Raw genomic sequence first — 26252 nt, 5'->3', positions numbered from 1 at the left:
GATCAGGCCCCCTCTCCCGCGTCAGCGGGGGAGGGGCGGGGAGGGGGCACCGCGACAACCACCCTCCCAACCAGGAGCGCACCCACCATGTCGTCGTCCCGTCTCGACAACCAGCGCGTCATCCGCGCGCCGCGCGGCACCGAACTGAGCTGCAAGAGCTGGCTCTCCGAGGCGGCGCTGCGCATGCTGATGAACAACCTCGACCCCGAGGTGGCCGAACGCCCGCAGGAGCTGGTCGTTTACGGCGGCATCGGCCGTGCCGCGCGCGACTGGGACAGCTTCGACCGCATCGTCGCGGCGCTGCGCGCGCTGAACGACGACGAGACGCTGCTGGTGCAGTCCGGCAAGCCGGTCGGCGTCTTCCGCACCCACGCCGACGCGCCGCGCGTGCTGATCGCCAACTCCAACCTCGTGCCGCGCTGGGCGACCTGGGAGCATTTCCACGAGCTGGACCGCAAGGGTCTGGCGATGTACGGCCAGATGACCGCCGGCTCGTGGATCTACATCGGCAGCCAGGGCATCGTGCAGGGCACCTACGAGACCTTCGTCGAGGCCGGGCGCCAGCACTACAACGGCGACCTCAAGGGCAAGTGGATCCTCACCGGCGGGCTCGGCGGCATGGGCGGCGCGCAGCCGCTGGCCGCGACCATGGCCGGGGCCAGCATGCTGGCGGTCGAATGCCGCCCGAGCAGCATCGAGATGCGCCTGCGCACCGGCTACCTCGACCGCTACACCGTGGATCTCGACGAGGCGCTGGGCTGGGTCAACGAGGCTTGCGCCAGGGGGGAGGCGCTGTCGGTCGGCCTGCTCGGAAACGCGGCCGACGTCTTCCCCGAATTGGCGCGCCGCGCCGCCGCCGACCTGACGGCCCGCCCGCACATCGTGACCGACCAGACCTCCGCCCATGATCCCGTGAACGGCTATCTGCCGCAGGGCTGGACGCTGGCGGAATGGGACGCGGCGCGGGAGAGCCAGCCGGCCGCCGTCGCCGAGGCCGCGCGCAAGTCGATGCGCGTGCACGTCGAGGCGATGCTGGCCTTCCACGGCATGGGCGTGCCGACCGTCGATTACGGCAACAACATCCGCCAGATGGCGCTGGAGGAGGGGCTGGAGAACGCCTTTGCCTTCCCCGGCTTCGTCCCCGCCTACATCCGGCCGCTGTTCTGTCGGGGCGTCGGGCCGTTCCGCTGGGCGGCGCTGTCGGGCGACCCGGAGGACATCCGCAAGACCGACGCCAAGGTGAAGGAGCTGATCCCCGACGACCCGCACCTGCACAACTGGCTGGACATGGCGTCCAAGCGCATCAAGTTCCAGGGCTTGCCGGCGCGCATCTGCTGGGTCGGCCTCGGGCAGCGTCACCGTTTGGGCCTCGCCTTCAACGAGATGGTGAAGTCGGGCGAACTGAAGGCCCCCATCGTCATCGGCCGCGACCACCTCGACAGCGGCTCCGTCGCCAGCCCGAACCGCGAGACCGAAGCGATGAAGGACGGCTCCGACGCCGTGTCGGACTGGCCGTTGCTGAACGCGCTGCTGAACACCGCCAGCGGCGCGACCTGGGTCAGCCTGCACCATGGCGGCGGCGTCGGCATGGGGTTCTCGCAGCATTCCGGCATGGTCGTCGTCTGCGACGGCAGCGACGAGGCGGCAAAGCGCGTCGGGCGCGTGCTGTGGAACGACCCGGCGACCGGCGTCATGCGCCACGCCGACGCGGGCTATGACATCGCCATCGACTGCGCGAAGGAACAGGGGCTGAACCTGCCGTTCCTGAAGTAACCGGCGGGGCCGAGGCGTTCAAAAATCGAGATGGCGTCCGGATCGGTACAGGTCCGGGCGCCGGGCGAATTCGCGTGCGTTGCCCCGGTGCGTTGCCTGTGTAAGCGTGCCTGCCGTCTTCTTCCGATTGACCGAGGTTCGGCGATCTGCGCCTGAAGCGATACCGCGCTTTAAAGTTGTTCTGTTAGATGGATTGCAGTGCAATCGTCTGACGGGTGGCGAAATCATGACGAAGTACAAGTATGGGACCAGTGGCGCCGACAATATACACAGCAACTCTCTCTATTACGACACTGAACCAACTGCGGTTTTCGCCGGAGCCGGAAACGACACCGTCATCGGAGGGGGCGGGGTTGATTATCTGTACGGCGAGGACGGAAACGATTATCTGGAGGATAGTTCCGGTTTCGGTGCTCTGTATGGCGGGAACGGCAACGACATCCTGGTTGCCGGGGCTGGGCAATCCACGATGGATGGCGGAAGCGGAAACGATTTTTTCTATTTCATGAATTCCAGCACCGGTTACTTCAACGTCGTCGGCGGTGATCCGGGCGACACGGACGTGATCGTCGCTCTTGCGAGCAACACCCGGATCGGGTTGACATCGATCACCGGCATCGATTCCATCTCGGGCGGAGGTTTCGGCAACGTCACGATCGGGGCCAATCCCAACGGCGCGTACCTCGATTTCACCAACGTCGCGCTGAGCGGGATCGCATCGATCAACGGAAGCGACGGCGCGGACACGATCATCGGATCCGCAGGCAACGATCTGATCATCGGCGGATGGCTCGGCGACGATGTCCTGCAGGGCGGCGCCGGCAACGACACGTTGAAGGGAGACGGCGGAACCATGATGACCGGCGGGACCGGCGCCGATCTGTTCGTGTGCTCCGCCGGGACCCTCGCCACGCCCCTGGTCGTCACCGACTTCAACGCGCTGGACGGCGACCTGATCGGATTGCCGAACGGATCGGCGTGGAGCGCATGGGACGTCGCCGGGGGGACACAGCTCGTGGCCACCTTCGGTGCGAACAAGACGAGGGTCATGACGCTCTCGGGGATCACGGCAGATCAGGTCCAATCGAGCTGGTTCATCACCGCCACCTGACGAGGGGCAAGGAAAGGGCCATCGGCATCCGACGCCGTGCGCGCGCCGGATGCCGGCATGGCAGAGATTGACGAAGATTCGCAATACATCCGATATAGGATGAATAGCGACTCCACTTTGCCCGAAGAGCGCGCTATGGTCCGTCCCGGTCCGGTTCTCCGCAGGAGCATCCGGCTGGCGGCGATTCCCGACCCTGGAGGCCGAACCGGGCGGGCGCCGCGTCACGGACACTCTTCCAAGGTCTCCCTGCTCATGCCAGTCCTCGCCGCCTCCGGGCGCAAGGCCGCCATCGCGTTCATTCTCGTCACCGCCGCCCTCGACGTCGTCGCCATGGGCATCGTCATCCCAGTGCTGCCTTCGCTGATCGAAGGGTTCGTCGGCTCCAACGCGCGGGCCGGCGTCATCAACGGCGCGCTGGTCGCGCTGTGGGCGCTGATGCAATTCTTCTCCTCCCCCGTCATAGGGTCACTGTCGGATCGCTACGGTCGGCGGCCGGTCCTTCTGCTGTCCGCCGCCGGTCTGTCCGCCGACTACGCGCTGATGGCGCTGGCGCCGAACCTGTGGGTGCTGGTGCTGGGGCGGGCCATCGCCGGGGTGACCTCGTCCAGCTTCACCACCGTCTTCGCCTACATGGCAGACATCACCGCGCCCGAGAACCGGTCGCGCGCCTATGGGCTGATCGGCGTGGCCTTCAGCGCCGGCTTCGTCGCCGGCCCCTTCCTGGGCGGGCTGCTGGGGGAGCTGTCGCCGCGCGCACCCTTCTGGGTGGCGGGCGCCTTGAGCGGGCTGGCCTTCCTCTACGGCCTGTTGGTCCTGCCGGAATCGCTCGCCCTGCAAAACCGAACGCCGTTTTCCTGGAGCCGGGCCAACCCGTTCGGGGCGCTGCGGCTGCTGCGCTCCCACCCGGAGCTGTCCAGCCTCGCCGTCGTCAATTTCCTGCTGTTCTTCTCACACCACATCTTCTCGGCGGTGTTCGTGCTGTACGCCGGGCTGCGCTATGGCTGGAGCGCGTGGGAGGTCGGGATGCTGCTGGCCCTGGTCGGTGCGCTCGACATGGTGGCGCAGGGCGTGCTGGTCGGCTGGACGGTAAATCGGATCGGCGACCGCGGCGCCATGGTGGTCGGGCTGTTCGGCGGCGCCTGCGGTCTAGCCTGCATGGGGCTGGCGACGGACGGGGTCTGGTTCGTGCTGGCCATGCTGCCCAACGCGCTGTGGGGGCTGGCGATGCCGACGCTGCAGGCGCTGATGACGCGGCGAGTCTCGGAGGCCGAGCAGGGCCAGCTGCAAGGCGCCAGCATGAGCGTGACCAGCCTCGCCGGCATCCTGTCGCCGCTGTTCTTCGGCACGGTCTACACCCTGTCCGTCGGGGAGGCACCGCTGTTCCCGCATCCCGGCACGGCCTTCCTCATGGCAGCCGCGGTTCTGCTGGCGGCGGCGCTGGTCGGCCGGTCGGCGACGCGTCCCGCAAGCCAGGGAATGAAACGGGAGTCTGCATGAGCAGGTCGAGCAGCGCGCGAACGGCCCCGGACCGGAAACGGGCGGACGGGAACACCGCGTGGATGCCGCCCTCCGGCAGTCTCCAGCCCGGCAGCAGATGACGCAGCCGGCCTTCCGCGACATCCTGGCCGATCAGGTAATCCGGGATCACCGACACCCCGGCGCCGGCCAGGACGCAGGCACGCACGGCGGGGGTGGCGTTGGCGGTGATGGCGGCCGTCCCCTCCACGGTGGCGGTCGTGCCGTCGGTGTGGGTGAAGGTCAGGCGCAGCGGGTTGCGCAGGGTGGATTGGGCGATCCAAGGCAGGGCGGCGAGGTCATGGGGCGTGCGCGGCGCCGCGCGCTCGGCCAGTTCCGGGGCGGCGACCAGCAACTGCTGGAAACCGCCGATCCGCCGCGCCCGGTGGCTGCTGTCGGTGAGCCAACCGATGCGGATCGCCAGATCGAGCTTTTCCGCCACCAGATCCAGGCTGTGGTCGGTCAGCACCAGCTCGGCCCGGCAGCCGGGGTGCAGGCGGCTCAGCCGGGCCGCCGCCGGGGCGAGGATCGCCGTGCCGTAATCGAAGGGCGCCGTCACCCGCACCGTTCCCGACGGCGTGACGGAGGATTCCGACAGGCAGGCCACGGCCTCCTCCGCCTGTTGCAGGATGGCGGTGCAGGTGCGGTGGAAGGCGAGGCCGGCCTCGGTCGGCGTCAGGCGGCGGGTGGTGCGGACCAGCAGGGTCGCCCGCACCTCCTGCTCCAGCCGGGCGACGTGCTGGCTGACCACCGCCTTGGTGACGCCCAGCCGCTCCGCTGCCGCCGTGAAGGAGCCGGTGTCCACCACCGCCACGAAATGGGCCAGCCGGTTCAGGTTCAGGCCGCTGGTCATCGGAGCATGTTCATCGGAGCGCGTCCGGGTTCGGGATGACGCGGCGATTGTATGGTTCGGGATGACGGTTTGTCAAAAACAGGAGGGCTTGGCCTGACGATGGCGCGGGCGCACAGTCGCCGGGACATCACGCGTTCCAACACGGAGAACCCACAACATGAACGTCGCCCTGCTCGGCGCCACCGGCAACGCCGGTTCGCGCATTCTCGCCGAACTGCTGGCGCGCGGCCACCGCGTCACCGCCATCGCCCGCGATCCCGCCTCCCTGACGGCGCGCGACGGCCTGACTGTCAAGGCCGGGGACGTCAACGACGCGGCCGCTTTGGCCGCCCTTCTGCCCGGCCACGACGCCGTGATCAGCACCACCCGTTTCCAATCGACCGACCCGCGCGCGCTGCTGGCGGCGCTCAAGTCGGCCGGCGTGCCGCGCCTGCTGATGGTCGGCGGCGCCGGCAGCCTGGAGGTGGCGCCGGGCGTGGCGTTGATCGACACGCCGCAATTCCCGGCGGCCTACAAGGCCGAGGCGTCGGCCGGCCGCGACGCCTTGAACGTGCTGCGGGACGAGGAGACGCTCGACTGGACCTTCCTGTCGCCCTCGGCGCTGTTCGCGCCCGGCGAACGGACGGGGAATTTCCGGCTCGGCACGGACGCTCTGCTGGTCGACGGGGCCGGCAACAGCCACATCTCGATGGAGGATTACGCCATCGCCCTGGTGGACGAACTGGAAACCCCCCGCCATTCGCGCCGGCGCTTCACCGTGGGCTATTGAGAGACGGCTTCCCCGGCGGCGGCGAGGACGCGGCGGGCTTTGCGGGCGATCGCCTCGTCGATCATCCTGCCGCCGACCACGCCGACGCCCTTGGCGTTCTCCGCCAGGATCAGCCGGGCCTCGGCGATCTGTTCGGCGGTCGGGGTCAGCGCCGCGTTGATCGCCGCGATCTGGCGCGGGTGGATCGCCGCCTTGGCGGTGAAGCCCATCCGCGCGGCGGCGGCGGTCTCGCGCCGCAGCCCGTCCTCGTCGGCGATGGCGAAGAAGGGGGAGTCGATGGTGGCGAGCCCGGCCTGCGCCGCCGCGTTGACCACGCAGGAGCGCGCGTGGAGCAGCGGCTCCCACGCGATCTCGGCGCCGAGATCGGCGGCGAGATCGGCCGCCCCGAAGAACAGCGCGTCGAGGCGCGTCGTCGCCCGCGCGATGGCGGCGGCCTCGGCGACGCCCCGCGCGCTCTCGATCAGCGCCACCAGCCGGATCGGCTTGCCGGCCTCGACGAACAGCCTGTCCACCAGTTGGAGGACGTCGGCGGACTCCGTCTTGGGCAGGACCACCGCGTCGGGCCGCGCGCCGGAGCGGACCAATCCCAGCAGATCCTCCAGCCCGAAGGCCGTGCCCGGCGGGTTGATGCGCAGGGCGCGCAGCACGCCGCCCTCGACGCCGGGACGCGTCAGCCAGTCCAAAGCGGCGTCGCGCGCCGTCTCCTTGTCGGCGGAGGCGACGGCGTCCTCCAGATCGACGATCAGCGCGTCGGCCCCGGCCTCGGCGGCGCGGTCGAAACGCTCGGGCTTGGTCGCCGGGGTGAACAGCCAGCTCCGCCGGCCAACGCTGAGACTCGTCATGGTCGCTTCCCCTTGGCGGCGGCGCCGCGATTGTTGCTTGGGTCCATCATAGACCACGGCAACGGGAAGCGACGCACGGCATAGCGGTTATGCCGCGTCCGGCTGCGCGTCGGGCAAGGCGTCCCGGAAAGCGGGCAGGGCGAGGCAGGACTCGACGATGCGGGCGATGGTCGGGTAGGGCGCGATGGGAACGCCGAACCGCCGGTTGTTGATCGCCTGCGCGAAGAGACACAGATCGGCCAGACCGGGCCGGTCGCCGAGGCAGAAGGCGCCGGTGCGCGGATCCGTCGCCAGCGTGGTCTCCAGGGGGCCGAAGCTTTCCGTCGCCCAATGGCGGAACCACCCGGCGACCGCCTCCTCACCGGCGCCGAACTCGGTTTCCAGACGTTGCAGGACGCGCAGGTTGTTGACCGGGTGGACATCGCAGGCGACGGCGTAGGCCAGCGACCGGGCGTGCGCGCGGTCCCTGGCGTCCGCCGGCAGCAGCGGAGGGTCGGGCTGCGTCTCGTCGAGGTATTCGATGATGGCGAGCGACTGGGCCAGCACCGTGCCGTCCGCCAGTTCCAGCGCCGGGACCAGCCCTTGCGGGTTGAGGGCCAGGAAGGCCGGCGAGCGGTGTTCCCCCTTGCGCAGCATGTAGGAGCGCTGGTCGTAGGCGAGGCCCTTCAGGTTCAGGGCCGCGCGCACGCGGACCGACGCCGAGCTGCGGAAGAAATTGTGCAGGGTGAGGCTCATGACGTGGCCACGCGCTCCGTGACCGTCAGGGTGTGGGTGCCGATGCCGTCGACGCCGCCGGTCACGCGGTCGCCGGGCTTGATCGGGCCGACACCGGCCGGGGTGCCGGTGTAGATCAGGTCGCCGGGCTTGATCGCCATCGAGCGCGACAGGATGGCGATGATCTCCGGCACGCTCCAGATCAGGTCGGCGATGTCCTGGTCCTGCTTGACCGTGTCGTTGACCGCCAGCCAGATGCGGCCCTTGTCCGGGTGGCCGATCTCGCTCACCGGGCGGATCGAGCCGATGACGGCGGAGCGGTCGAACGCCTTGCCCCAGTCCCACGGGCGGCCCTTGTCGCGCGCCTCCAGTTGCAGGTCGCGGCGGGTCAGGTCGTTGCCGACCGCGTAGCCGAAGACATGGTCGAGCGCGCGCTCCTCCGGGATGTCCGTCCCGCCCTTGCCGATGGCGACGACCAGCTCGATCTCGTATTGGAAGTTGGCGGTCTCCGGCGGGTAGGGGACGGCGCTGCCGTCGGGGATCACGGCGTCGGCCGGCTTGGTGAAGAAGAACGGCGCCTCGCGGTCGGGATCGCGCCCCATCTCGCGGGCGTGGGCGGCGTAGTTGCGGCCGACGCAGAACACCCGGCGCACCGGGAAGGCGGCGTCGTTGCCCACCACGGGAACGGCGACGGTGGGGGACGGCGGGAAGACCCAGCTCGACATGATGCGTTTCCTTTTTTGGATTGGTCGGTCAGTCGCGGACGCGGTTGCCGCGGTCCTCGCGCCACAGGCCGAGCTTCTGCTGGGCGACGCGGTCGGAGTAGCTGAAGATCACCGATTCCTCGTCGGCGTGGTGGGTCACCCATTTCCAACTTGGCGCCACGAAGACGTCCTTCGGCCCCCAGGCGAAGGGCTGGCCGTCGATGGTCGTGGTGCCGCGCCCCTCGACCACGGCGTAGATGGTGGCGTCGGTGCTGCGGTAGGCGCTGGTCTCGAAGCCTTTCGGCAGCAGTTGCATGAAGGCCGACATCGTCGGCATCGGTGAGCCGCCGTCCACCGGGTTGACGAAGCGCATCTTCACCCCGTGGCACGGGTCCCACTCCTGCTGGCGGCGCATCGCCTCCAGCGCTTCGCGGGTGCGGGCGTAGGGGTAGTTGAAGATGGGGGAGGAGGGCTGCGTCGCCTCGTAATCCACCGGCAGCATGTTGGCGCCGAACCGCGCCATCGAATGGCCGACCGGGCGGGTCACCGGCCGCTCGTCCTCGGGCGAGGATTCCGCGAAGGAGGCGTCGTAGAAGGACACGGTCGGGATGTCGAGCCCGTCGAGCCAGATCATCGGCTCGTCGCTGTGGTTGCCGTGGTCGTGCCACGCACGCGGCGGGGTGATGACGAAGTCGCCGACCTGCATGATGGTGCGCTCGCCGTCCACCGCCGTGTGCGCGCCGGCCCCGTCCAGCACGAAACGCACCGCCGACTGGCTGTGGCGGTGGGACGGCGCGACCTCGCCCGGCAGCACCAGTTGCAGCCCGGCGTAGAGCGAGGTGGTGATGCGGTTCTGCCCCGGCATGCCGGGATTCTCCAGCATCAGCACGCGGCGCTCGGCCTCCTTGGCGGTGATGAGGGAGCCGGCCTCCAGCAGCAGCTCCTTCATCTCGGCGAAGTTCCACAGATGGGGCTGGCAGGCGCTGCGCGGCTCGCGGGTGATGATGGCGCTCATGACGGACCACAGCGGGTTCAGGTTCCGCTTGCTGATCTTGTCGTAATAGGCCTGCCGCTCGGGCGTGTCGGCGGGCGGTCCGGAGATGGACATGTCCTGCGTCCTTTCAGTCAGAGGGCAGAGTTTTCAAACGGCGGCGCCGAGGCCGGTCACGCCGTAGAGCCACGCGACGCGGTCGTAATGCTGCTCGCGGGTCGAGTTGCCGAGGATGGCGTTGCGCAGCGCCGCCTGGCCGCCGGCCGGGTGGTAGACGTATTCGCCCATCAGGCGCGAGTTCAGCTGGACCCGGCCGGTGCGGGCGAAGCGGTCGCGGTTGTAGGCGGGGAAGGCGGTTTCCAAATTGCCGCCCATTTCGGCCATGTGGTGCGACAGGTTGACCGCGTCCTCCAGCGCCATGCAGGCGCCCTGCGCCAGATATTGCAGCATCGGGTGCGCGGCGTCGCCCAGCAGCACGACGCGGCCGTCCACCCAGTTGGGCGTGGGGTCGCGGTCGCACAGCACCCACAGCTTCCAGTTCTCGCCGCGCTCGATGATCCGTTTCGGGCGGTCGGCGATGTGCTCGAAGCCCTTGTAAACCTCCTCCTTGGTCACCGGCACGCCGGCCACCGCTTCCGCCGCGTCGTTGTGGCAGGTGACGACGAGGTTGAAGACCTTGCCGCCCTTGAGCGGGTAATGGACGATGTGGCATTTCGGCCCGGCCCACAGCGTCGCCGCGTTCCAGCGCAAATCCTCGGGCATCTGTTCGGTCGGGATGACCGAGCGGAAGGTGGTGTGGCCGGACACGCGCGGCTGCGCGTCGCCCACCACCTGCGACCGCACCTTCGACCGCAGCCCGTCGGCGCCGATCAGGGCGGAGCCGGTGACGCGCTCGCCGTCGCCCAGCGTGACGGTGACCGACGCGCCGTCCTGCTCGTAGCGCTCGACCGACGAGCGGGTGCGCAGCTCGATGAGGTCACTGGCCCGGCAGGCGTCGAGCAGCACCATGTGCAGGTCGGCGCGGTGGACGACGGCGTAGGGATTCTTGAAGCGCCGGCGGAACGGCTCGTCGAGCGGGATGGCGGCGACACGTTCGTCGCGCAGCGCGTCCATCAGCACCAGATGGTCGATGTAGACGGCCTTGGCCCGCGCGGCGTCGCCGACGCCCAGGTAATCGAAGGCGTGGAAGGCGTTCGGGCCGATCTGGATGCCGGCGCCGATCTCCCCCAGCTCGGGGGCCTGTTCGAGCACGACCGAGCGGAAGCCCTTGCGGGCCAGCCCCAGCGCGGCGGCCAAACCGCCGATGCCGCCTCCGGCGATCAGGATGGGACGGTCAGGCATGTGGTGGTTCCTCTGTGCAATCTCGTCTGGTCTCTCACAGCGTGGCGAGCAGCCCGCCGTCCACGGGGATGACCTGCCCGTTGATGAAGCCGCTGGCCGGGCCGGCGAGGAAGACCGCCACCCCGGCGATGTCCTCGGGCGTCCCCCAGCGTCGGGCCGGCACGTTGCTCTCGATGTAGCGCTGGAAGGCGTCGTTCCCCTGCATCGCCGTGGTGAAGCCGGTGGCGACGTAGCCGGGGGCGATGGCGTTGCAGGCGATGCCCAGCGGCCCGTACTCCACCGCCAGCGCCCGCGTCATGGCGGCCAGCCCGCCCTTGGCGGTGGCGTAGGCGCTGATGGTGCCGCGCGACCCGAAGGCCGAGATCGACGACATCAGCACGATGCGTCCGCTGCCGCGCTCCACCATCGACGGCAGCACCGCCTGGCAGAGGTTGAAGGCGCCGTTCACGTGGGTCTGCCACAGCGACGCCCATTCGTCGGGCCGGTAATCCAGGAAGGGCTTGCGGTTCTGGTTGCCGGCGTTGCTGAACAGGCTGTCGATGCGGCCGTGGCGGTCGAGGATGCGGGCGGTCCCCGCCCGCACCGCGTCGGGATCGGTGACGCTGAACGGGGCGGCCGTCGCCTCCAGCCCCTCGTCGCGCAGGGCGGCGGCGGCCTGTTCGGTGCGCTCCGGGTCGAGGTCGTTGATGACCGCGACGGCCCCGGACTGCGCCGCCGCGCGGGCGGCGGCGTAACCGATGCCGCCGGCCCCGCCGGTGACGAGAAAGACGGTGCCGCCCAGCCCGAAGCGGCTTTCCAGAAACGCCTGAGCGGCCATGCGCCGGCTCCTCGTGGTGACGGTGGAAGGAGGGATCAGAGCTTCGCCAGCTTGCAGGCGCCCGATGGGGCCGGAGTCGCCTGGTCGGCCGGGAAGGACATCGTCACCACCGGACGCAGCTTGCCGTCCGCCTCGGCGACGTGGCCGAAGTAGTTGGGCAGGATCAGTTGGTTGTCTTCCGGCCGGAAGGCGACGTTGCCGAGGATGGTGTCGAAGCGGCCGCCGCTCATCGCGCGGGCGATGTCGAGCGGCTTGACGCTCTTGGCCTTCTCGACGGCCTGGAAGATGACCTGCATGCCGATGTAGGTCTCGCCCTCGAAGTTCGAGGGCTGGTCGCCGTTGTAGTGCTTGGCCCAGGCGGCGGCGAAGCTCTTGTTCGCCGGCGTGTCGAGGGTCGAGCTGTAGTTGATGATGCCGTTGATGCCCTTGGAGGTCTCGCCCATCGCCTGCACCGTGTTGTCGGTGACGAAGCTGACCCCGGCGGTGAAGACGTTGGCGAGCAGGCCGAACTGGTGCGCCTGGGTGGCGAAGCTGACGGCGTCGCGCCCGGCCAGCGCCACCCACAGCCCCTCGGCGCCCGAGGCCTTGATCTGCTGGATGTAGGCGGCGTAGTCGGTGGCGCCGAGCGGCGGGTAGAGTTCGGCGACGACGGTCTTGCCGTGGGAGGTGGCGGCCTCCTTGAAGCCCGCGCCCGAGCCGCGCCCCCAGGCGCCGTCCATGCCGATGATCGCCCATTTCTGTTCCTTGCGCCCGCCCAGCCAGGGCTTGACCACGGCGGCGTCCTGCGCGTCCTGGTGGTTGACGCGGAAGGCGCGGCGGACGCAGGCGTCGCCGGTGATCTTGTCGCTCTTGGTCACCGTGGCGACGTAGAGCGCGTCCCAGCGGTCGAGCATCGGCGCGATGGCCAGCGCCTCGCCCGACGCGATGACGCCGGTCAGCACCTTGTAGCCCTCCAGCGCCAGCCGTTCGGACTGCTTGCGGGCGAGGTCGGGTTTGGCCTCGGTGTCGAGGATCTTGGCCTCGACCTTGTGGCCGGCGACGCCGCCCTTGGCGTTGGCCTCGGCGATGGCGAACTCGACGGCGCGCTTGGCCTGGTTGCCGAGGTCGGCGTAGGTGCCCGACATGGCGGTCGGCACGCCGATCTTCAGCGTCTCCTGGGCGTGGGCGGCGCCGGAAAAAGCAAGCGCGAGCGCGCTGGCGGCGCCGAGGGCGCGGAGCTTGAGGGGGGTGGGCTTGGTCATCGTTTCCTCCATGATTTTGTTTTTCCCCTCTCCCGCCCCGGGAGAGGGAAGGGGCCCGCTGAAAGCGGGAAGGGTAAGGGGCTATCGGGACATGGATAAGCCGCACGCTCTCTAGCCCCTCACCCTCCCCGCGCTGACGCGCGGGTCCCCTCCCTCTCCCGGGGCGGGAGAGGGCCTTTAGACCGCGATGTGCTTCTTCAGGCTTTCCTTGGTCAGGCCGTCCATGGCGCCCTGTTCGGCCACCTCGCCCTTCGACAGCACGTAGTAGCGTTCGGCCACCCGGCGGACGAGGCTGTAGTTCTGTTCGATGATCAGCAGGCTGGTGCCTCCGGCGGCCACTTGCCGCAGGTTCTCGGCCAGCTCGTCGACGATCACCGGGGCCAGCCCTTCGCTGGGTTCGTCCAGCACCAGGAGCTGCGGGTTCGCCATCAGGGCGCGGCCGATCGCTAGCATCTGCTGCTGGCCGCCGGACAGCGCGGTGCCCGGCGTGTCGGCCCGCTCGCGCAGGATCGGAAACATTGTGAAGACCCGCTCCACATTCCATGCGCCCTTGCGGCGGACGGCGGCGCCCAGGATCAGGTTCTCACGCACCGTCAGGTTGGGGATGATGCAGCGCCCCTGCGGCACCACGGAGATGCCGACCCGCGCGGCGGTGAAGTGGCGAATGTCGTTCGCCGGCTTGCCCGCCAGCCGGATCTCGCCCTGCATGCGCTTGGCGATGCCGAGGAAGGCGTTGACGATGGTCGTCTTGCCCACCCCGTTGCGGCCGAGGATGGCGACCCGCTCGCCCGCGTCGATCCGCAGGTCGAGATTGTGCAGGATGCGCGCCCCGCCATAGCCGGCGACGACATCGCGGAAGCCCAGAAGTTCGGTCATGCGGCGCTCCCGAGATAGGCGGTGATGACGTCGGGCGAGCGGCGGATCTCGTCCGGCGTGCCCTCGGCCAGGACGCGGCCCAATTGCAGCACGGTGATGCGGTCGCAGATGGAGAAGACGACCTCCATGTCGTGCTCGACGATCAGGACGGTGACCTTCCAACGCTGCGCCAGATCGCGCAGCAGGGTGGCGAGGTTCAGCGATTCCCGCATCGACAGCCCCGCCGCCGGCTCGTCCAGCAGCAGCACGCGCGGCCGCCCGATCAGCGCCAGCGCCAGATCGAGCCGGCGCTGCTCGCCATAGGCGATGTCGCGCGCCCGCGCAGGACCCAGGTCGGTCAGGCCCAGTTCCTCCATCACCTCCGGCACGTTGGGCTTCTCGGCCTGCCGCGCGGCGATGTCGAGCTGCTCACGCACCGACAGTTCGGGGAAGATGTTGGTCTTCTGGAAGGAGCGCGCCATGCCGTGGCGGCGCCGCTCCTGCACGCTCATCCCGCCAATGTCGCGGCCGTCCATCCTGACCTGCCCCGACCAGACGGCGGCGCGCCCCGACAGCACGTCGATCAGCGTCGACTTGCCGGCCCCGTTCGGGCCGATCAGGCCACGGATCTCGCCGTGCGGAACCGCGATGTCCACCTTGTTCACCGCGAAGAAGCCGCCATAGGGCCGGGTCAGCGCGGTCCCCTGGATGGCGAAGCCGCCAGTCGTGCCGCCGTTCATGCCCGGCCTCCCGATTTGCGTAGGCGCCCGCCGAGTTCGGCCAGCGACCCGGCGATGCCGGCCGGCATCAGCACCGTCACGACGATCACGGTGACGCCGATCATCGCCGGCCAATGCTCCGTCAGGTTGCCGGCCAGATCCTTGAGGAAGAAGAAGATCACCGCGCCCAGCGCCGGCCCCCACAACAGCTTGGAACCGCCGATGACCGCCATGATCAGCGCCGAGCCGGACAGCGTCCAATGCAGCACCTCGGGCGAGACGAAGCCGTTGTAGAGCGCGAACAGAAGCCCGGCGAGCGCCGCCACGAAGGCGGAGAGGGCGTAGGTCGCGGCGCGCGGCAGCACGGTCTTGTAACCGATGAAGCGGGCGCGCTCCTCGTTCTCGCGGATGGCTTCGGTCAGTCGGCCGAAGGGGCTGCGCACGGTGACGTAGAGGCCGAAGATCACCAGCGCCAGCAGCGTCCAGCACAGCACGAACATCGTCTCGGGCTGCTGCACGGTGGAAATCGGCAGGCCGAACAGGGTGTCGGGCAGCGGAATGGCGAAGCCGTCGTCGCCGTTGGTCACCGCTTGCGCCTTCATCGCGAACTCGTGGAAGGCCTGCCCCACCGCCAGCGTCAGCATGGAGAAGGCGACGCCCGGCACCCGCACGATGACCAGCCCCAGCAGGAAGGCCATCAGCGTCGGCACGGCGAGCGCCAGGACCAGCGCCGCCTCCACCGGCAGCACCTCGTGGCGCAGCAGCAGGCCGATGCAGTAGGCGGACACCCCGTACCAGGCGGCGTGGCCGAAGCTGACGACGCCGTTCTGGCGGATCAGGAAGCCGACGCCGACCGCCAGCATCCCGCCGATCACCGCCTGCGTCAGCAGCGTCAGCACCAGCACCGAGCCGACCACCGCCGGCAGCCCGAAGCCGACCGCCACCGCGACGGCCAGCAGGAGCCAGGAGAGATGCGACAGGCGGGGCGCCGCGAGGCGGCCGGCGGTCAGGTTCATGGTTGCGCGGCTCATACGTGGCTCCCTGCGAAACCGGTCGGCCGCCACACCAGGACCGCGACCATCAGGAGGAAGGGCACCATCGTCGCCGCCCAGGGGACGTAGATGATGCCGAGGTTGTGGATCTGGCCGATGGCGAGCGCCGCGATCAGCGCGCCGGAGAAGCTGCCGAGCCCGCCGACCACCACGACGATGAAGGATTCGATCAGGATCGACCCGCCCATCGACGGCGACAGCGCCAGCAGCGGCGCCGCGATGGTGCCCGACAGCCCGGCCAGCCCGGTGCCGATGGCGACCACGACGGCGCTGACCCGGTCGGTGTTGACCCCCTGCACGGCGGTCGTCACCGGATCGACGCTCGACGCCCGGACGAACAGCCCGATGCGGCTGAAGCGCAGCCACAGCGCCAGCGCGATCCCGACCGCCGCCGCGACGGCGATCACCAGCAGCCGGTAGGTGGGGAAGGGCTGGCCCAGGATCTCGACGCTGCCCGACAACATCTCCGGCAGCGGCAGGGAATGGGTTTCCTTGCCCCAGACGGTGTTGGCGAGATCCTCCAGGATCAGCAGCAGCCCGAAGGTCACCAGCACGGTGGCGATGGGATCCTGGCCGCGCAGCGGGCGGAAGACCGAGACGTCGAGCAGGGCGCCGGCAATGGCCAGCGCGACCGCCGCGCCGACGATGCCGACCCAGAACCCGGCGACCAGCGAGATGCTGAATCCGACATAGGCGCCGATCATGAACAGGCTGCCATGGGCGAAATTGACCACCCGCCGCAGCCCGAAGATCAGCACCAGCCCGACCGACACGATGAACAGCAGGCCCCCGTAGACGAGACCATTCAGAATTTGGATCAGGAAGACGTTGGCCGTCATGGCAATGACCCCTTCAAGCCGCTCAGCGGAGGTAGGCGCCGCCGTTGATGTCGAGGACGACCCCGCTGAGGAAGGACGCGGCGGGCGAGCACAGGAAGGCGATGGGCCAGGCGATCTCGCCCGGTTCCGCCACGCGCGGCACCAGTTGGGTCGCCACGGCCGGCGCCGGCTGGCCGGCGATCATCGCCGTCGCCGTGGCGCTGGGGGCCACCGCGTTCACGCAGACGTCGGGCGCGGCGCGGCGCGCCAGCCAGCGGGTGAAGGCGTGGACGCCGCCCTTGGAGACGACGTAATGCGCGCCGGTGGTCGACATGGTGCCGCCGGTCCAGCCGGCGACGGAGCCGACCAGCACGATCCGTGCCCCGCCGCGCGTCCGCATCGCCGGTAGGAAGGCGCGGGCGAACTGCATCGGGGCCAGCAGGTTGACGTTGATGATCTCGTGGAAGGACTCCTCCCACTCCAGCGACTCCCAATCGTCGAAAGCGATGGCCCCGGCGTTCAGGACCAGCCCGTCGACCCCGCCGACCGTTTCGGCCAGCGCGTCGATGGCGGAGCGGTCGCGCACGTCGCAGAGATGGGCGCTGGCCCCGGCGCCGACCGGCGCCAGTTCTGCGGCCAAAGCCGAGCAGTCACGGATGTCGGTCAGCACCAGTTCCGCGCCCAGTTCCGCGCAGGCCTTCGCCGTGGCCGAGCCGATGCCGCCGGCCGCCCCCGTCACCAGGATGCGCTTGCCCGTCAAATCGAATGGAGTCGTCATGGCCTCCCGTTTCCTCCGGTTTGTCGCGGAGCTTCGCGCAAGGGGCAGGGTCCGCCCCTCGGCGCCCGGCCTGTTCGCCGTGCCCGTCGGGGATTCGTCTTTTGCCCTTGGCTGTCCGCTTGTCTCTGACAATGCCCGCCTTGGTCGGCGGTGCGATGGCGGCCGCATCGAGGCGGGCCATTTCGTAAGTAAGCTGTCAGAAAGCTATCTGTCAGTAAGTGTACTGTCAATCTGCTTTTTCGAAGATCGGCCACACGAATTGTCAATGCGACGGATCGACGCCGCGAGGCTTAGGATCGCCCATCCCCACAAGAGCCAGGAGACCGCCCATGCACCGCGCGTTCAGCCACGACGCCGCGTCCGTCGGCATCGTCGGGGCCGGCACCATCGGATCGAGTTGGGCCGCCCTGTTCCTCGCCACCGGCCGGCGCGTGACGGTGGTCGATCCCGACCCGCAGTCGATGACCCGCCTGCGCCCGTCCATCGAGGCGGTGGCCGGCGATCTGGCGGCGCTCGGCGTCGGCGACCCGCGATCCCATTGGGACAAGCTGACCGCTGCCGGTGGCGACTGGAGCGCGCTGGCCACCGTCGATCTGGTGCAGGAGAACGGGCCGGAGGCGCTGGCCGCCAAGCGCGGCATCTACGCCTCCATCGAGGCGGTGGTGCGGCCGGAGACCCTGATCGCGTCCAGCACCTCCGGCCTGATGCCGAGCGATCTGCAGGAGGGCGCCCGCCACCCCGGGCGCATCCTGATCGGCCACCCCTTCAACCCGCCGCATCTGCTGCCGCTGGTCGAGATCGTGCCGGGCCGCCAGACGGCGCCCGAGGCGGTGGCGGCGGCCGAGGCGCTCTACCGCGCGGTCGGCAAGGTGCCGGTCGTGCTGCGCCGGGAGATCGCCGGCCATCTGGCGACGCGGCTGGTGGCGGCGTTGTGGCGCGAGGCGGTCTATCTGGTGGAGCAGGGAGTCTGCGACCTCGGCGACATCGACCGCGCCATCGCCGCCGGGCCGGGGCCGCGCTGGGCGGTGTTGGGGCAGGGGCTGTCCTACCATCTGGGCGGCGGAGCGGGCGGCCTGGAGCGTTTTCTGGAGGTGTTCGACGCGCCGATCCGCTCCTGGTGGGACGATCTCGGCACGCCGGTCTTCGACACTGCCAGCAAGAAGACCTTGGTTGCCGGGGCCGAGGCGTTGGAGGCGTCGGTCGGCGGCCGCGACGCGCTGGTCCGCATGCGCAACGAGGCGTTGCTGGCGGTGCTGCGCGCGCCGGGGCCGCTCTCCCCCCGCACCGGGTTGGAAGAGCGCGCGCCGGATTGATCGATTCAGGCGCTCAGGTCGACGGGGCGGCCGGTGTCGGCCGCCTCGCGCACCGCCAGCGTCGCACGCAAGGTCTGCGTGGCGTCGGCGCCGCCGACCAGCGGCGCCTCTTCGCCCCGAATCACGCGGGCGAAGTGTTGCAGTTGCAGGGCGTAGGGGTTGCCGGGCTTGAGCGGCAGGCCTGTGCGGGTGAAGGGATCGAGCCAGCCGCGCGCCCCTTCGTAGCGCCACAGCTCCAGCGTCGGCACGGTCAGCGACCCGGCGGTGCCCGAGAAGAAATGCGTGGGCACGGTCTGGCGGGCGAATTGCGGGCTTTCACCGGTGGTCATGTCCCAGCTCCACGGCGCGGCGACCGCGTCGGACAGGCTGATGGTGGCCAGCGCGCCGCTGCGCATCCGCAGCGCCACCGCGACGGTGTCCTCCACCACGAAGCCGCGCGTCTTGTTGGAGCGGATCGCCTGGAGGCTGTCGATGTCGCCGCACAGGAAGCGCAGCGTGTCGATCTCGTGGATCAGGTTGATCAGGATCGGTCCGCCGCCCTCCTCCTGCCGCCGCCACGCGATGTCGAAATAGCTGTCGGGCTTCAGGAAGGTGTAGAGGATCGTCGCCGACACCAGGGCGCCCAGATCGCCCCGCTCGATTACCTCGCGGGCCATGCGCAGGATCGGGTTGTGGCGGCGGTGGTGCCCGACCAGAAGCGGCACGCCCGCCCGTTCCGCCGCGTCGGTCAACGCCTGGGCCGCCTCCACCGTTTCGGCGATGGGTTTTTCGATCAGCATGGGAATGCCGCGCGCGATGCAGGCGAGGCCGATGGGCGCGTGCGTGGCGTTGGGGGTGGCGACGATCACGCCGTCCGGCTGTTCCCCGTCCAGCAGCGCGTGACAATCGGCGTGGACCGGAACCCCGTGGCGGGCCGCGAGCGCGCGGGCCTCGTCGCTCGGGTCGACGATGGCGGCCAGCCGGAGATCCGGAACGTGGGACAGCGCGTCGATGTGCGTCTTGCCGATGACGCCGGCGCCGATGACGGCAATGCGGAGGGGAGACATGGCGTCTGGAACTCCTCACGGAGGGATGCGGGCAACGCGCCGGAACCGGGAAATAAGGGGGAAGCGGTGTGCTGCGGCGGTTGCGACCGGTATTGACAGCATACAGAATATCAGTTTACATACAGATGGCATCGCGTCAACACCATTGACGTTGCGCACAGTCTTTAAAACGGACGGTGTCCGGGCGCCGGTCCTGCGGGTTGCGCTATCGGCCGCCGCCCGGATGGGAGTATCACCGTTTCACGAACACGCTTGAGCAGGTGCCCGCATGGCCATGGACGAACTCTACGCGAAACCCGGACATCTTCTGCGCCGGGCCCACCAGATCTCGATGGCCCTGTTTACCGAGGAATGCGCCAAGCACGATCTGACCTCGGTGCAATACGCGGCCCTGGTCGCCATCGACGAGAATCCCGGCGTGGACGCCACGCGGTTGTCCGGGCTGATCGCCTTCGACCGCTCCACGCTGGGCGGCGTCATCGAACGGCTGGAGGCAAAGGAACTGATCTACCGCCGGGCGACCGAGGGGGACAAGCGCGTCAAGCTCCTCTACCTGTCGCCGGCCGGACGCGCCCTGCTGGTCGCGGTCACCCCGGCGGTCGAGCGGGTCCAGGAGCGCATCCTGGAGCCGTTGCGGCCGGCGGACCGCAAGACCCTGATTCAATTGATGATCCAACTGGTCAACCTGCACAACGACACGATGCCGTCGTCGCTGCGGCTGGTCGTCGACCGCGAAGCGGCGGCGCCGGCCGAGGACACCGACGGCGCGCAGCAACCCGCCGACAACGCACAAACCAAACGCGGCAAGGCCGCGGCCGGTCGAAAGGCCAAACCACGATAAGGGGCAAGCCTTCGACCGCGCGGGAGGAAACGGAGACACAAGAATGGCACAAGTTACCGCGTGGGACGCCGAGGTCGATCTTCTGGTGGCCGGCGCCGGGCCGGGCGGCATGGCCACGGCCCTGGTCGGCTCCCTGGAGGGGCTCGACGTGATGATCTGCGAGAAGTCGGGGCAGATCGGCGGTACCGCCTCCACCTCGGCGGGCACGCTCTGGATCCCCGGCAACACGCAGAGCCGGCGCTCCGGCTACGACGACACAGCCGAGAAGGCCGAGATCTACATGGACCGTCTGGTCGGCGGCACCAAGGGCCGCGACCTGCGCAGCGTCTATCTGGAGACCGGCCCGACCGCCATCGACTATTACGAAGCCAACAGCGACGTGACGTTCCTGGCCTGTGGCCGCCATCCCGACTACCAGGCCAACATGGCCGGCGCCGCCGTCACCGGGCGCGCCATCGTGCCCACCCCCTTCGACGGCCGGCTGTTGGGCGACGACTTCCGTCTGGTCCGCCCGCCCATCGGCGAGTTCATGGTGTTCGGCGGCATGATGGTCGGCAAGGACGACATCCCCCGCCTGATCGGCCGCTTCAAGTCGGTGGCGAACTTCACGTATTCGGCCAAGCTTTTCTTCCGCTTCCTGTCCGACCGGGTGAAGTACCCGCGCGGCACGCGGATCGTCATGGGCAACGCGCTGGTGGCGCGCCTGTTCTACAGCCTGCGCAAGCGCAAGGTCCCGATCCGCTTCGACACCGCCATCCGCGAGATCCTGCGCGAGGATGGCCGCGCCGACGGCCGGGTGATCGGCGCGGTGGTGGAGAGCGGCGGCAGGACCCTGCGCGTGCGCGCCCGCAAGGGCGTCGTGCTGGCGACCGGCGGCTTCGCCCACAACAAGGAGTTCCGCGCCGCCTTCATGCCGCAGCCGGTCCCTGTCCATTCGCTGGCCTGCGACACCGTCACCGGCGACGGCCTGACGCTGGGGCGGAGCATCGGTGCCAAGATCGACGGCGAGCAGCACCGGGGCGGCGCCTTCTGGACGCCGGTGTCGGTGACACGAAAGGCGCCGGGGTGGAAGGGGCTGTTCCCCCATCTGGCGCTCGACCGCGCCAAGCCCGGCCTGATCGCGGTGAACGCCGCCGGCCGGCGCTTCGTGAACGAGGGCGCGTCCTACCACGACTTCGTCGAGGCGATGTTCGAATCGCACAAGACCGTACCGACCATGCCGGCTTGGCTGGTCTGCGACGCGGCTTTCGTCGCCAAATACGGCATCGGCGTCGTCCATCCCGGCACGACGAACCTGACGCCGCACGAGAAGAGCGGCTATCTCTACACCGCCCCGACGCTGGAGGAACTGGCGCGCAAGATCGGCGTCGATCCGACCGGCCTGACCGACAGCGTGCGGCGGCACAACGGCTTTGCGGCAACCGGCAGCGACCTCGATTTCGGCAAGGGCGACACGGAGCTGAACCGCTTCAACGGCGACCCGCAGCACCAACCCAACCCCTGCCTGAAAGCCATCGAGACGGCGCCTTTCGTCGCCGTCGCCGTCTGGCCGGCGGAGATCGCGTGCAGCGCCGGGCTGGCGACGGACGTGGACGGTCAGGTGCTCGACGAGTCCGAGCGGGCCATTCCGGGGCTGTACGCCTGCGGCAACGACATGGCGTCGATCATGGCCGGAACCTATCCCGGACCGGGAACCACGCTGGGGCCGGCGCTGGTCTTCGCCTACCGCGTGGCGCGCCACGCGGCGGGCAAGGTGACCACGCCGCAACAGCAGCCGGCGCTGGCGCGGTGACACGCACAAGGAGGGAACTGCGAAAGCGCCTTTTCCAACCCTGGAGAAGGCGCTTTCGCTTTTGCCTGCGACCTTGGCCTCGGCCGTAGCGGGCGATGTGCGGCACCGAATTCGCGGAAGAACGATCTTTCCCACACCTTAAAATTGTTGCGAAAGCGTGAGCGCTGTAACCGCTTCCTTCGATGGGAAGCGGAAAAGCATTCAACGGGAACGGTTTGGCAGAGGCCTCTGCGTGTACCCGCTTCTGCCTGGACTCGATGTATGGCGACGAATACATCCAAAGGCTGCTATTTCCCAAGAAAAAGAAGTCTAATTGATAAAAAATTTACCAAAAAGAGAATAAACAATAAAAATATTTGCTGAGGGTTGTGTTTATTATTGATAATGGGCGCATTTTCTGATATAAAATCTACCTATCGGCGAAATTTTTGAAGATCAGGTGCGAAAATGGCTGCTGTCGATAAGGTGAAGGAACTTATTGCGGAAGTGACCGAAAAACTTGCGGAACTCGGTTCGGAAGTGGGTGGCGAATTGCGCGAACGGGCGCTTTCGGCCGTTGCGGACGGAAACGCCGCCATTCAGGAGTTCGAAGCCGGCGGTTTGGTCGCGGATGCCGAGGGGGCCGGGGAACTGGTCGAAGCCGCCGCCGAACTGGCGTCGGTCGTCGCCGAGCTTGCCGTGGTGGCGGCGTAATCGTCGATTCCCGGAGCGGCCTCCGGCAAGCGGGCCGGAGGCCGCGGTTGGGACCTCATAAGCCCGCCATGCTCGGGAACGTTGTCAAACGTCCGGGCATGGCGGGACTTCTTGTTTTGCCCTATGCCAGCGCGGTGTCCGCCTGACCGGTCTGGACCGGCAGCGAGCGGATCGGCGAGAAGCCGGTCGGGTACATGATGCGGTTCTCCATGCTGAGGATCATCGGCCGGATCTTCGCCAGACAGCCCTGCCATTGCGCGTTCTTTGCCAGTTCCGCGCGCCGCGCCCGGCGGTCCTCCAGATCGGCGTAGGCCCAGAGATGCACCAGTTGGTTCTGGACGCCGAACTCGGTCACGAAATAGCCGAGGAAGCCGCCGAGGATCGGCTTTTGCGCCGGCAGCCCCTCCGTCTCGTAGATGCGCAGGTACTCGGCCATGCTGACGCCGGTGTGCAGGACATAGGTGCGTTCTTCGACAACCACCGAAGCCTCCGTGATGCGGATGAAAGAGGATGGACGCGCGGTCGCGTCACTGCTTGGGAACGAGGCTGCACGCCGGGTCGAGCGGCTTCCACGCCTCCTCGACCGGGATCGTCGAGACCAGCTTGTAATAGTCCCAGCGGCGCTTGGACTCCTGCGGGGTCTTCACCTGGAACAGGTACATCGGGTGCAGCTTGCGCCCGTCGACGCGGACCGAGCCCTGGCCGTAGGCGTCGTCGTCGGTCGGCAGTTCCTTCATCTTGGCGACCACCGCGCGGCCGTCCGCGTCGCTGCCCAGCGCCTTGACCGCCTTGAGGTAATGCGTCACCTGCGAATAGACCGACGCCTGATAGGCGGTCGGCATCTTGCCGTGGCGCTCGAAGAAGCGGTTGGCGAACTTGCGGGTGCGGTCGTTCAGGTCCCAGTAGAAGGGCACGCTCAGCAACGTCCCCTGCGCCGCCTCCAGCCCCAGCCCGTCGATGTCGGTCAGGTAGACGGTGAGGCCGGCGAATTGCTGGCCGCCGGCGAGGATGCCGAACTCCTTGCCCTGCTTGACGGTGTTGGTGAAGTCGGCGGTGGCGTTGGCCAGCCCGATCACCTTGGCGCCCGACCCCTGCGCCTGCAGCAGGTAGGACGCGAAGTCCGACGAGTTCAGCGGCGCCCGCACCGAGCCGATCACCGTGCCGCCGGCCTGTTTCACGATGTCGCCGGCCTGCTTCTCCATGTCGTGGCCGAAGGCGTAGTCGGACGTGATGAAGAACCACGAGGTTCCGCCCTGCTTGACCACCGCCTTGGCCGTGGCGTTGGCCAGCGCGTAGTTGTCGAAGGCCCAGTGGACGTGGTTGGGCGTGCAGGAATCGCCGGTCAGCCGGTTGGTGTTGGAGCCGGAGACGATGGCGACCTTGTTCTTCTGCTTGGCGATCTCCACCACCGCCAACGCGACCGAGGAGTTCGCGATCTCCGCGATCATGTCGACGCCCTCGGCGTCGTACCATTTGCCAGCGATGGCGGCGCCGACGTCGGCCTTGTTCTGGTTGTCGGCGGCGACGACCTCGATGGGCGTGTCGCCGATTTTGCCGCCGAAATCTTCCACCGCCATCCGGGCGGCGATGATCGAGCCGTGGCCCATGATGTCGACGTACAGGCCGGATTGGTCGTTGAGGACGCCGATGCGGACCACGTTGTCGGTGTAGGCCGCCGACGCGGTTCCGCCGGCCAGCAGGCTCAGGCCCAGGGCCAAAGCCGAGGCGCGCGTTTTCATGGGGTTCCCCTCCCTCGGGTGTTTCGTTGATTTTGTGAAGAACGGGCAGGCCGTCGCGGCGGGGCGGGTCGCCGCCGGCGCCCGCCTTCTCGCTTGCCGCATATTGACAGCATGCATACTGTCAGTGTACATCATGATTGTGAGCTGTCAACAATCGGCCGTCCGGAGATTCGCATCGGACCCGCCCAGCGGCACCGCGCCGCCGCTCCTGCCGTCCTCATCGCACACGACACCGCAAACACGGGATCAGGGACATGTCGCCAGAGCAAAACTATCCGGCGGTTCGCTTCGTCGTTCAATACGGCCTGTGGCTGGCCGTCGTCGCCGGGCTGGCGCCGCTGTTCGTGGCGGCGGTCGCCCTGCTGTCGGGCTGGGGCGGCGGGGCCGCCCTGGTTCTGGCGCTCAGCGCCCCGCTGCTGTTCCTGGTGATGAAGGCTTTCGCGGAGCTGGTCGCCATCATCTCCGACATGCTGCTGCCGAAATAACCGCAAAAAATCCCTGGGAGGGAACGGGCATGAGAACCGACCTGATCGTCATCGGCGGCGGCATCGCCGGGCTGGTCGCCGCCAACCGCGCCGCCGAGCTGGGGCTGAGCGTCACGGTGCTGGAGAAGGGCGCGGAGGACCGCTACCTCTGCAATTCGCGCTACACGGGCGGCGCCTTCCACATCGGCATGCGCAGCCTGCACCGCCCGGTGGAGGAGGTGAAGGCGACCATCCGCGGCGAGACCGACGGCTTCGTCGCCGAGCCGCTGGTGACGATGATCGCCACCGAGGCGCCGCGCGCCGTCGACTGGCTGCGCAAGCAGGGCATCCGCTTCCTGAAGGCCGGGCCGCGCGACTGGCAGGACACGGTGCTCGCCCCGCCGGCCTTGCCGCAGCCGGGGCTGAACTGGGAAGGGCGGGGCGGCGACACGCTGCTCCGCACGCTGGGCGCCAACCTGGAGAAGCGCGGCGGTACCCTCCAGCGCGGCGTCCGCGCCCGCGAGCTGATGGTGGAGAACGGCCGTGTCGTCGGCCTGCGCGCCGAGCGCGACGGCGAGTCCCTCCATTACGAGGCCGCCGCCGTGGTCATCGCCGACGGCGGCTTCCAGGGCGACCCGGAGCTGGTGCGCGCGCACGTCTCCCCCGCGCCCGACCGCGTGCGTCAGCGCGGCGCCGGCACCGGCGGCGGCGACGGGCTGCGCATGGCGGTCGAGGCCGGCGCGGCGCTGGCCGGCACGCCCTATGTCTACGGCCACATCCTGTGCCAGGACGCGCTGCGCAACGACAAGCTCTGGCCCTACCCGTGGCTCGACGAGATCGTCATGGCCGGCATCGTCGTGAACGGCGAGGGCGAGCGCTTCGTCGACGAGGGGCGCGGCGGCGTCTACGTGACCAACAGGATCGCCAAGCTCGACGACCCGTTGAGCGCCACCGTGATCTTCGACCGCCCGATCTGGGACGGCCCGGCCACCGAATCGATCATCCCGGCCAACCCGCATCTGCCGCGCGTCGGCGGCACCGTCGTCCAGGCCGACACGCTGGAGGGGCTGGCCCAGGCGCTGGGTCTTCCGGCCGACCGGTTGGCCGCGACCGTCGCCGCCTACAACGCCGCCGTGGACGGCGGGCGGACCGCCGACCTGACGCCGCCGCGCGGCACCGGCCGGGCGAAACCCTTCCCGATCCGCACCGGCCCGTTCCAGGCGATTCGTCTCGTCGCCGGCATGACCTACACGATGGGCGGCATCGCCATCGACGACAACGGCCGGGTCAAGCGCGCGGACGGCGCCGTCATCGACGGCCTGTTCGCCGCCGGGGCGACGACCGGCGGGCTGGAGGGCGGCGACGCCATCGGCTATGTCGGCGGCCTGACCAAATCGGCGGTCACCGGGCTGCGCGCCGCCGAGGCCGCCGCGCGCGGGCTTGGCCGATGAGCGGCGTTCCGGGAGCACCG

26 protein-coding genes are annotated in these 26252 nt (G+C 69.0%); 10 read left to right on the top strand and 16 right to left on the bottom strand.

Annotated elements, in window-relative coordinates; genetic code table 11:
• The first annotated feature begins 87 nt into the window (after positions 1-87).
• The 3 genes from hutU to EJ913_RS23110 all read left to right on the top strand — a co-directional run bounded on the left by hutU (position 88) and on the right by EJ913_RS23110 (position 4381).
• A complete protein-coding gene (gene hutU, locus EJ913_RS23120; RefSeq protein WP_127002323.1) occupies positions 88-1773 on the top strand; it encodes a urocanate hydratase in 1686 nt (561 codons plus the stop codon).
• A 226-nt stretch (positions 1774-1999) separates the two neighbouring features.
• Complete coding sequence (locus tag EJ913_RS23115) at positions 2000-2884, top strand: calcium-binding protein (RefSeq protein WP_127002321.1); 885 nt, start codon at positions 2000-2002, stop codon at positions 2882-2884.
• Positions 2885-3136: 252 nt separating this feature from the next.
• Positions 3137-4381: a TCR/Tet family MFS transporter gene (locus tag EJ913_RS23110; protein WP_127002319.1), complete on the top strand. Its 1245-nt coding sequence runs from the start codon at positions 3137-3139 to the stop codon at positions 4379-4381.
• Here EJ913_RS23110 and EJ913_RS23105 read toward each other — a convergent pair.
• Positions 4290-5252, bottom strand: coding sequence for a LysR family transcriptional regulator (locus tag EJ913_RS23105; protein WP_127002317.1), 963 nt, complete (start codon positions 5250-5252; stop codon positions 4290-4292). The two genes, EJ913_RS23110 and EJ913_RS23105, sit on opposite strands and share 92 nt — an antisense overlap.
• Positions 5253-5409: 157 nt before the next feature.
• On the opposite strand from EJ913_RS23105, the gene EJ913_RS23100 reads away from it, so the two are divergent.
• Entirely contained in the window at positions 5410-6021 is a 612-nt protein-coding gene (locus tag EJ913_RS23100) for an NAD(P)-dependent oxidoreductase (RefSeq protein WP_127002315.1), read from the top strand.
• Here EJ913_RS23100 and ripC read toward each other — a convergent pair.
• The 12 genes from ripC to EJ913_RS23040 all read right to left on the bottom strand — a co-directional run bounded on the left by ripC (position 6015) and on the right by EJ913_RS23040 (position 16893).
• Entirely contained in the window at positions 6015-6863 is an 849-nt protein-coding gene (gene ripC / locus EJ913_RS23095) for an itaconate degradation C-C-lyase RipC (protein ID WP_127002313.1), read from the bottom strand. The two genes, EJ913_RS23100 and ripC, sit on opposite strands and share 7 nt — an antisense overlap.
• An 87-nt stretch (positions 6864-6950) precedes the next feature.
• Positions 6951-7598 (bottom strand): maleylacetoacetate isomerase, encoded by a 648-nt coding sequence (maiA, locus tag EJ913_RS23090; RefSeq protein ID WP_127002311.1) that lies wholly within the window; start codon positions 7596-7598, stop codon positions 6951-6953.
• The gene (locus tag EJ913_RS23085) at positions 7595-8302 is read right to left on the bottom strand and encodes a fumarylacetoacetate hydrolase family protein (RefSeq protein WP_127002309.1); all 708 of its coding nucleotides are present in this window, start codon (positions 8300-8302) and stop codon (positions 7595-7597) included. The genes maiA and EJ913_RS23085 overlap by 4 nt, the downstream gene beginning before the upstream one ends.
• Before the next feature lie 28 nt (positions 8303-8330).
• Positions 8331-9389 carry a gentisate 1,2-dioxygenase gene (gene gtdA / locus EJ913_RS23080; RefSeq protein WP_127002307.1) on the bottom strand — a complete coding sequence of 353 codons (1059 nt, stop codon included), beginning with the start codon at positions 9387-9389 and terminating at the stop codon, positions 8331-8333.
• A gap of 33 nt (positions 9390-9422) precedes the next feature.
• Positions 9423-10613 (bottom strand): 3-hydroxybenzoate 6-monooxygenase, encoded by a 1191-nt coding sequence (locus EJ913_RS23075; RefSeq protein ID WP_127002305.1) that lies wholly within the window; start codon positions 10611-10613, stop codon positions 9423-9425.
• Positions 10614-10647: 34 nt separating this feature from the next.
• Positions 10648-11430, bottom strand: a complete 783-nt coding sequence (locus EJ913_RS23070; RefSeq protein ID WP_127002303.1) for an SDR family NAD(P)-dependent oxidoreductase — start codon at positions 11428-11430, stop codon at positions 10648-10650.
• A 35-nt stretch (positions 11431-11465) separates the two neighbouring features.
• Positions 11466-12671 (bottom strand): ABC transporter substrate-binding protein, encoded by a 1206-nt coding sequence (locus EJ913_RS23065; protein ID WP_185909901.1) that lies wholly within the window; start codon positions 12669-12671, stop codon positions 11466-11468.
• Between the two features lie 177 nt (positions 12672-12848).
• Positions 12849-13547 carry an ABC transporter ATP-binding protein gene (locus tag EJ913_RS23060; protein ID WP_127002299.1) on the bottom strand — a complete coding sequence of 233 codons (699 nt, stop codon included), beginning with the start codon at positions 13545-13547 and terminating at the stop codon, positions 12849-12851.
• Entirely contained in the window at positions 13544-14266 is a 723-nt protein-coding gene (locus EJ913_RS23055; protein WP_127002297.1) for an ABC transporter ATP-binding protein, read from the bottom strand. Before EJ913_RS23055 ends, EJ913_RS23060 begins: the two co-directional genes overlap by 4 nt.
• Positions 14263-15276: a branched-chain amino acid ABC transporter permease gene (locus EJ913_RS23050; RefSeq protein ID WP_211099027.1), complete on the bottom strand. Its 1014-nt coding sequence runs from the start codon at positions 15274-15276 to the stop codon at positions 14263-14265. Before EJ913_RS23050 ends, EJ913_RS23055 begins: the two co-directional genes overlap by 4 nt.
• Positions 15273-16136, bottom strand: a complete 864-nt coding sequence (locus EJ913_RS23045; RefSeq protein ID WP_127002295.1) for a branched-chain amino acid ABC transporter permease — start codon at positions 16134-16136, stop codon at positions 15273-15275. The genes EJ913_RS23050 and EJ913_RS23045 overlap by 4 nt, the downstream gene beginning before the upstream one ends.
• Positions 16137-16158: 22 nt before the next feature.
• The gene (locus tag EJ913_RS23040) at positions 16159-16893 is read right to left on the bottom strand and encodes an SDR family NAD(P)-dependent oxidoreductase (protein WP_127002293.1); all 735 of its coding nucleotides are present in this window, start codon (positions 16891-16893) and stop codon (positions 16159-16161) included.
• A 329-nt stretch (positions 16894-17222) separates the two neighbouring features.
• On the opposite strand from EJ913_RS23040, the gene EJ913_RS23035 reads away from it, so the two are divergent.
• Positions 17223-18206 carry a 3-hydroxyacyl-CoA dehydrogenase NAD-binding domain-containing protein gene (locus tag EJ913_RS23035; protein ID WP_127002291.1) on the top strand — a complete coding sequence of 328 codons (984 nt, stop codon included), beginning with the start codon at positions 17223-17225 and terminating at the stop codon, positions 18204-18206.
• A 5-nt stretch (positions 18207-18211) separates the two neighbouring features.
• On the opposite strand, the gene EJ913_RS23030 is transcribed toward EJ913_RS23035, so the two are convergent.
• Positions 18212-19252 (bottom strand): Gfo/Idh/MocA family protein, encoded by a 1041-nt coding sequence (locus EJ913_RS23030; protein ID WP_127002289.1) that lies wholly within the window; start codon positions 19250-19252, stop codon positions 18212-18214.
• 268 nt (positions 19253-19520) lie between these two features.
• Here EJ913_RS23030 and EJ913_RS23025 point away from each other — a divergent pair, with 268 nt between their 5' ends.
• From EJ913_RS23025 to EJ913_RS23015, 3 genes are all read left to right on the top strand, one after another.
• Positions 19521-20093, top strand: a complete 573-nt coding sequence (locus EJ913_RS23025) for a MarR family winged helix-turn-helix transcriptional regulator (RefSeq protein ID WP_244939465.1) — start codon at positions 19521-19523, stop codon at positions 20091-20093.
• A 43-nt stretch (positions 20094-20136) separates the two neighbouring features.
• The gene (locus EJ913_RS23020; RefSeq protein WP_127002287.1) at positions 20137-21885 is read left to right on the top strand and encodes an FAD-binding protein; all 1749 of its coding nucleotides are present in this window, start codon (positions 20137-20139) and stop codon (positions 21883-21885) included.
• Positions 21886-22332: 447 nt separating this feature from the next.
• Entirely contained in the window at positions 22333-22578 is a 246-nt protein-coding gene (locus EJ913_RS23015; protein ID WP_127002285.1) for a hypothetical protein, read from the top strand.
• Positions 22579-22699: 121 nt separating this feature from the next.
• Here the strand turns inward: EJ913_RS23015 and EJ913_RS23010 are convergent, their stop codons facing one another.
• Both EJ913_RS23010 and EJ913_RS23005 read right to left on the bottom strand, forming a co-directional pair.
• A complete protein-coding gene (locus EJ913_RS23010; protein ID WP_127002283.1) occupies positions 22700-23059 on the bottom strand; it encodes an NIPSNAP family protein in 360 nt (119 codons plus the stop codon).
• Between the two features lie 46 nt (positions 23060-23105).
• Entirely contained in the window at positions 23106-24317 is a 1212-nt protein-coding gene (locus EJ913_RS23005) for an ABC transporter substrate-binding protein (RefSeq protein ID WP_127002281.1), read from the bottom strand.
• Between the two features lie 254 nt (positions 24318-24571).
• Between EJ913_RS23005 and EJ913_RS23000 the strand changes: the two genes are divergently transcribed.
• Together EJ913_RS23000 and EJ913_RS22995 are read left to right on the top strand one after the other, a co-directional pair.
• A complete protein-coding gene (locus EJ913_RS23000) occupies positions 24572-24802 on the top strand; it encodes a hypothetical protein (RefSeq protein WP_127002279.1) in 231 nt (76 codons plus the stop codon).
• A gap of 29 nt (positions 24803-24831) precedes the next feature.
• Positions 24832-26232, top strand: a complete 1401-nt coding sequence (locus EJ913_RS22995) for an FAD-dependent oxidoreductase (protein ID WP_127002277.1) — start codon at positions 24832-24834, stop codon at positions 26230-26232.
• Positions 26233-26252: the final 20 nt, after the last annotated feature.

It is taken from the genome of Azospirillum doebereinerae, from assembly GCF_003989665.1.
Classification (GTDB): Bacteria; Pseudomonadota; Alphaproteobacteria; order Azospirillales; family Azospirillaceae; genus Azospirillum; species Azospirillum doebereinerae.
Note: the sequence above shows the minus strand (reverse complement) of the source record. Positions and strands in the feature narration are given on the sequence as shown.

Excerpts from the sequence above, each read along its gene's own strand:
- hutU (WP_127002323.1), top strand. The coding sequence starts at position 88 with ATGTCGTCGTCCCGTCTCGACAACCAGCGCGTCATCCGCGCGCCGCGC.
- EJ913_RS23115 (WP_127002321.1), top strand. The coding sequence starts at position 2,000 with ATGACGAAGTACAAGTATGGGACCAGTGGCGCCGACAATATACACAGC.
- EJ913_RS23110 (WP_127002319.1), top strand. The coding sequence starts at position 3,137 with ATGCCAGTCCTCGCCGCCTCCGGGCGCAAGGCCGCCATCGCGTTCATT.
- EJ913_RS23105 (WP_127002317.1), bottom strand. The coding sequence starts at position 5,252 with ATGACCAGCGGCCTGAACCTGAACCGGCTGGCCCATTTCGTGGCGGTG.
- EJ913_RS23100 (WP_127002315.1), top strand. The coding sequence starts at position 5,410 with ATGAACGTCGCCCTGCTCGGCGCCACCGGCAACGCCGGTTCGCGCATT.
- ripC (WP_127002313.1), bottom strand. The coding sequence starts at position 6,863 with ATGACGAGTCTCAGCGTTGGCCGGCGGAGCTGGCTGTTCACCCCGGCG.
- maiA (WP_127002311.1), bottom strand. The coding sequence starts at position 7,598 with ATGAGCCTCACCCTGCACAATTTCTTCCGCAGCTCGGCGTCGGTCCGC.
- EJ913_RS23085 (WP_127002309.1), bottom strand. The coding sequence starts at position 8,302 with ATGTCGAGCTGGGTCTTCCCGCCGTCCCCCACCGTCGCCGTTCCCGTG.
- gtdA (WP_127002307.1), bottom strand. The coding sequence starts at position 9,389 with ATGTCCATCTCCGGACCGCCCGCCGACACGCCCGAGCGGCAGGCCTAT.
- EJ913_RS23075 (WP_127002305.1), bottom strand. The coding sequence starts at position 10,613 with ATGCCTGACCGTCCCATCCTGATCGCCGGAGGCGGCATCGGCGGTTTG.
- EJ913_RS23070 (WP_127002303.1), bottom strand. The coding sequence starts at position 11,430 with ATGGCCGCTCAGGCGTTTCTGGAAAGCCGCTTCGGGCTGGGCGGCACC.
- EJ913_RS23065 (WP_185909901.1), bottom strand. The coding sequence starts at position 12,671 with ATGACCAAGCCCACCCCCCTCAAGCTCCGCGCCCTCGGCGCCGCCAGC.
- EJ913_RS23060 (WP_127002299.1), bottom strand. The coding sequence starts at position 13,547 with ATGACCGAACTTCTGGGCTTCCGCGATGTCGTCGCCGGCTATGGCGGG.
- EJ913_RS23055 (WP_127002297.1), bottom strand. The coding sequence starts at position 14,266 with ATGAACGGCGGCACGACTGGCGGCTTCGCCATCCAGGGGACCGCGCTG.
- EJ913_RS23050 (WP_211099027.1), bottom strand. The coding sequence starts at position 15,276 with ATGAGCCGCGCAACCATGAACCTGACCGCCGGCCGCCTCGCGGCGCCC.
- EJ913_RS23045 (WP_127002295.1), bottom strand. The coding sequence starts at position 16,136 with ATGACGGCCAACGTCTTCCTGATCCAAATTCTGAATGGTCTCGTCTAC.
- EJ913_RS23040 (WP_127002293.1), bottom strand. The coding sequence starts at position 16,893 with ATGACGACTCCATTCGATTTGACGGGCAAGCGCATCCTGGTGACGGGG.
- EJ913_RS23035 (WP_127002291.1), top strand. The coding sequence starts at position 17,223 with ATGCACCGCGCGTTCAGCCACGACGCCGCGTCCGTCGGCATCGTCGGG.
- EJ913_RS23030 (WP_127002289.1), bottom strand. The coding sequence starts at position 19,252 with ATGTCTCCCCTCCGCATTGCCGTCATCGGCGCCGGCGTCATCGGCAAG.
- EJ913_RS23025 (WP_244939465.1), top strand. The coding sequence starts at position 19,521 with ATGGCCATGGACGAACTCTACGCGAAACCCGGACATCTTCTGCGCCGG.
- EJ913_RS23020 (WP_127002287.1), top strand. The coding sequence starts at position 20,137 with ATGGCACAAGTTACCGCGTGGGACGCCGAGGTCGATCTTCTGGTGGCC.
- EJ913_RS23015 (WP_127002285.1), top strand. The coding sequence starts at position 22,333 with ATGGCTGCTGTCGATAAGGTGAAGGAACTTATTGCGGAAGTGACCGAA.
- EJ913_RS23005 (WP_127002281.1), bottom strand. The coding sequence starts at position 24,317 with ATGAAAACGCGCGCCTCGGCTTTGGCCCTGGGCCTGAGCCTGCTGGCC.
- EJ913_RS23000 (WP_127002279.1), top strand. The coding sequence starts at position 24,572 with ATGTCGCCAGAGCAAAACTATCCGGCGGTTCGCTTCGTCGTTCAATAC.
- EJ913_RS22995 (WP_127002277.1), top strand. The coding sequence starts at position 24,832 with ATGAGAACCGACCTGATCGTCATCGGCGGCGGCATCGCCGGGCTGGTC.